Consider the following 4,018-nt stretch of genomic DNA (forward strand, 5'->3'; position numbering starts at 1 on the left):
CTTAGTAAAATCAACCTACATCATACAAAATCCACCATGACCACTACACAAGACCTCTCATTCCTCTCCCTAGTCCTTAATGCCAGCCTATTAGTCCAGCTAGTAATGTTGTTATTACTCAGCATGTCTGTGGCCTCATGGACCATCATTTTTAAGAAAACAGCCATTCTGCGAGGCGTAAGGCAAGATACCGAGCGTTTTGAGCGTGACTTTTGGTCCGGAGGAGATCTCAACACCTTATTTAATGCTGCTCAGCGCAATACGCGTAGCGACGCTGTTTTAGAACATATCTTTGAGGCCGGCATGCAGGAGTTCATGAAAGTTCGAGAAATTGACGCCGCCCGCCGCGCCATGAAAGCCACCTACCAGCGTGAAATGGATATGTTGGAAGCCAACCTACCATTCCTAGCTTCTGTAGGCTCTGTATCCCCCTATATTGGCCTTTTTGGTACCGTTTGGGGGATCATGCATGCCTTCCGCGGTTTGGCCAATGTTCAAAACGCCACCTTGGCAGCAGTAGCCCCAGGCATTGCTGAAGCGCTCGTTGCCACCGCGATCGGTCTATTTGCAGCGATTCCTGCAGTAGTTGCATACAACCGCGCAGCTACGGATGTGGATCGGCTCGCCATCCGCTTTGAAACCTTCATCGAAGAGTTCACCAATATCTTGCAACGCCAAGCTTCAGGCAAATAAGCATGGCTGGCTCACTCAGAAAATCCTCTAAGCGTCGGGCAATGGCCGATATCAATGTAGTGCCGTACATTGATGTCATGTTGGTCTTGCTCGTCATCTTCATGGTGACTGCACCGATGGTCAATCCTGGTGTCGTCAATTTACCAACTGTAGGTGGGGCAAAAGTGCAATCTTTGCCACCCGTCTTTTTAACAATCGATGCCAATGAAAACATCATCGTTCGCAAAGATGGTGATCCGGTTCAAACCTTAAACAAATTTGAGCTCGGTGCATTTGCAAGATCACAAGCAGAAAAATCCGCCGAGCAACCCGTTGTTCTTGCTGCAGACAAATCTATTAAGTATGAAGTTGTGATGGAAGTCATGTCTAAACTCAAAGAAAATGGCGTGAAACGTGTTGGTCTTGCCGTGAAGAGTCAATAAGGCTTCTTGTTCCGCATTCATGAATAGCGCGCAAACTTTTCACTCGAATTTTTCTCGAGGACGCCCAACTAAAAATGAAAGCACAAAACGTGCTTTTAGTTTTTCATTAGCTGCGCACTTAGGTTTACTTGCATTCTTAGTCATTGGTATCAACTGGAATAACTCCACCCCCTCTGGAGTAGAAGTTGAGCTCTGGGATGCTAGTCAACAAGTTGAAACACCTGTCGTGCCAGAAGTAAAGGCGGAGATCAAGGAAGAGGCAGCGGACATCGCTATCAATAAAAAACCTATTGAAAAAGAGCCTCCTAGAAAAGAAATGCCAAAAGAAGTTCCTAAGGCTATACAGCCTCCCCCTCCCCCTCCGCCTCCGAAGGAAAAAGTAAAAGAGCCTCCAAAAAAAGAAGCTCCTAAACCAGCACAAGCACCTCCACCTCCAAAGGAGAAGGAAAAGCCAAAAAAAGTTGATCCTCCTCAAAAAGTGGAATCCAAATCACCTGCTGAAACCAAAGCCAATGCCGCAGCTGAAAAAGTTCGTGCGGATCAGCTAGCTCGCCTGCGTGCAGCTGCTGGTGCAGAAGGCGGCAGTGGTGGAACAAGTGGCAGCGGAGTTGGCGCTGGCGGCAATGCACCTCCTGGCTGGACGGATAAGGTAGTTAAGAAAGTAAAGCCGCTCATCGTATTTAACCCAGAATCAATAAGCGGCAACCCTGCGGCAGTCGTTAAAGTCAATCTCGCACCCGATGGCGCGATCTTAAGTACAGATCTCGTGAGCTCCAGTGGAAATGCTGGCTGGGATCGCGCAGTGTTACTTGCGCTCACTCGCGCAGAAAGTCTGCCGAAAGACGACAATGGCAAAATTCCCCAAAGAGAAGTTAAGCTGACCTTTAAACCCAAGGACTAAAGCATGTTGCAAGTAGCTAAATTGATTAAGCGTACTACCTATAAAAAAGTTTCTTCACTTACTACAGTAGTGCTCGCCGTGATGATCTCAATGTTTGGTATGAGCTCGTCTGCGCTAGCGCAAATGAATATTGAAATCACGGGCGTAGGTCAGTCGCTCTATCCCATTGCCGTAATGCGATTCAAAGATGAGAATAAATTACCTACTAGCGTTACTGACATCATTCGTCAAGATTTGGCACGCAGTGGTTATTTCAAAAACACTGAAAACGGCAATGCCAGCGAAAGTGACGAGGGCACACCGAACTACAAATCATGGGCGGCTCGAGGTGCAGATGCTTTGGCGGTAGGCTCCGTAGTTCAAACTGGCGCAGGTCAATTTGAGATTCACTATAAGCTTTTTGATATTCGCAAATCCGAAAATCTTGGTGGCTTAAACATTAATTCCAGCGCAGACAATTTACGGGCTGCAGGTCACAAAATTGCAGATGACATCATCCTTAAGTTATTGGGTGAACGCGGCATCTTCTCAACCCGTCTTTCCTACGTTATTAAAGAAGGTAAACGCTATCGTTTGGTGATCTCTGATGCAGATGGTCAAAATATTCGCAATGCCATGAATAGCGGTGAGCCAATCATCTCCCCGTCATGGTCCCCCGATGGCAAGAAAGTGGCTTACGTATCATTTGAAGATCGCAAACCTGTTATCTACGTCCACGAGCTCGCTACTGGTCGCCGTATTCCGCTATCCAACCAAAAGGGAAACAACAGCGCACCAGCCTGGTCGCCAGATGGCAAGAAATTAGCTGTATCACTCTCCAAAGATGGCAATACCCAGATCTATGGCATTAGTGCGGATGGCACTGGGCTACAACGCCTCACGCGCGGTCGCACCATTGATACCGAACCACAGTATTCAGCAGATGGTCGATATATTTACTTCACGAGCGATCGTGGTGGCAATCCACAAATCTATCGGATGAGCTCCGAAGGTGAGCAGGTTGAGGGCGCTAAACGCATCACCTTCAAGCAAGGTTTCGTAACTTCACCGCGCATTTCACCGGACGGCAAGTATCTGGCTTATATCGCCAATATTGGCGGGGCATTCCGCCTTTATATCCTCAATTTAGCAACAGGCGATACACAAGCACTGACAGATGGAACTAGCGACGAGTCCCCATCCTTTGCCGCAAATGGCCGCTACGTACTGTATTCCACAAAGCTGGGTGGAAAGCGGGTTTTGGCTGCAGTTTCAATAGATGGCAATTCTAAGCAGGTATTGAGCATTCCAGGATCAGATGTACGTCAGCCGTCCTGGGGTCCTTTTATGGACTAAAGCCTCAGTCAATTCAATTTTGATCTTTCCGGCTAAATAGCCAATATTGAGCTCTTAGGGGCATAATATTGGCTATCAGCTTATTTAGTTACTCAGTTTGTAGGAAAAAGGACAGATCATGAAGACTTCTATCGCACGCCGTACCGCAACCCTTACTCTCGTTGGGGTAACAGCTTTATTTTTAGCCGCTTGCTCAAGCGTCAAATTGGATGATGTTGATGGGGCTAATGGTGGTGGTAGCGGTAACTTTGGCTCACAGCCATGGAATGATCCAAGCAGCCCGCTTTTCCAGCGTAGTGTGTATTTTGATTTGAATGAATACACCGTACAAACTAAATATCAAAAACAATTATCCGCACATGCAAGCTTCTTAAAAGCTAACCCGAATCAAAAGGTCATTATTCAAGGCAATACCGATGAGCGTGGCACTGCAGAGTACAACTTGGCTTTGGGTCAACGCCGTTCAGATGCAGTACGTAAGTCACTCAACCTAATGGGTGTTTCTGAGAACCAAATGGAGGCGGTGAGCTTTGGTAAAGAGAAGCCAAAAGCTGAAGGTGATAGCGAAGCGGCTTGGGCAGAAAACCGTCGCGCTGATATTGTTTACATTACAAACTAATGTCTATGCCTTCACACTCTTTTAAAAAAACGCTCTCACGAGCGTTTT

General features: G+C 47.0%; 5 protein-coding genes. All 5 read left to right on the top strand.

From position 1 onward, the window contains the following. The first annotated feature begins 36 nt into the window (after positions 1-36). The 5 genes from tolQ (at position 37) to pal (ending at position 3,970) form a co-directional block, all read left to right on the top strand. Positions 37-693, top strand: coding sequence for a protein TolQ (gene tolQ, locus B7Y67_RS12265; RefSeq protein WP_215302521.1), 657 nt, complete (start codon positions 37-39; stop codon positions 691-693). A gap of 2 nt (positions 694-695) precedes the next feature. Beyond that, on the top strand, positions 696-1,115 hold the full coding sequence (tolR, locus tag B7Y67_RS12270; protein ID WP_215302520.1) for a protein TolR: 420 nt from the start codon (positions 696-698) through the stop codon (positions 1,113-1,115). Between the two features lie 19 nt (positions 1,116-1,134). After that, complete coding sequence (locus tag B7Y67_RS12275; RefSeq protein ID WP_293598893.1) at positions 1,135-2,016, top strand: energy transducer TonB; 882 nt, start codon at positions 1,135-1,137, stop codon at positions 2,014-2,016. A gap of 3 nt (positions 2,017-2,019) precedes the next feature. Beyond that, positions 2,020-3,351 (top strand): Tol-Pal system beta propeller repeat protein TolB, encoded by a 1,332-nt coding sequence (gene tolB / locus B7Y67_RS12280; protein ID WP_293598894.1) that lies wholly within the window; start codon positions 2,020-2,022, stop codon positions 3,349-3,351. Positions 3,352-3,469: 118 nt separating this feature from the next. Continuing rightward, positions 3,470-3,970, top strand: a complete 501-nt coding sequence (pal, locus tag B7Y67_RS12285) for a peptidoglycan-associated lipoprotein Pal (protein WP_215302517.1) — start codon at positions 3,470-3,472, stop codon at positions 3,968-3,970. Positions 3,971-4,018: the final 48 nt, after the last annotated feature.

Source organism: Polynucleobacter sp. 35-46-11, from assembly GCF_002281105.1.

What these genes read in the sequence shown, in the direction of transcription:
- tolQ (WP_215302521.1), top strand. Translation starts at nt 37, where the DNA reads ATGACCACTACACAAGACCTCTCATTCCTCTCCCTAGTCCTTAATGCC.
- tolR (WP_215302520.1), top strand. Translation starts at nt 696, where the DNA reads ATGGCTGGCTCACTCAGAAAATCCTCTAAGCGTCGGGCAATGGCCGAT.
- B7Y67_RS12275 (WP_293598893.1), top strand. Translation starts at nt 1,135, where the DNA reads ATGAATAGCGCGCAAACTTTTCACTCGAATTTTTCTCGAGGACGCCCA.
- tolB (WP_293598894.1), top strand. Translation starts at nt 2,020, where the DNA reads ATGTTGCAAGTAGCTAAATTGATTAAGCGTACTACCTATAAAAAAGTT.
- pal (WP_215302517.1), top strand. Translation starts at nt 3,470, where the DNA reads ATGAAGACTTCTATCGCACGCCGTACCGCAACCCTTACTCTCGTTGGG.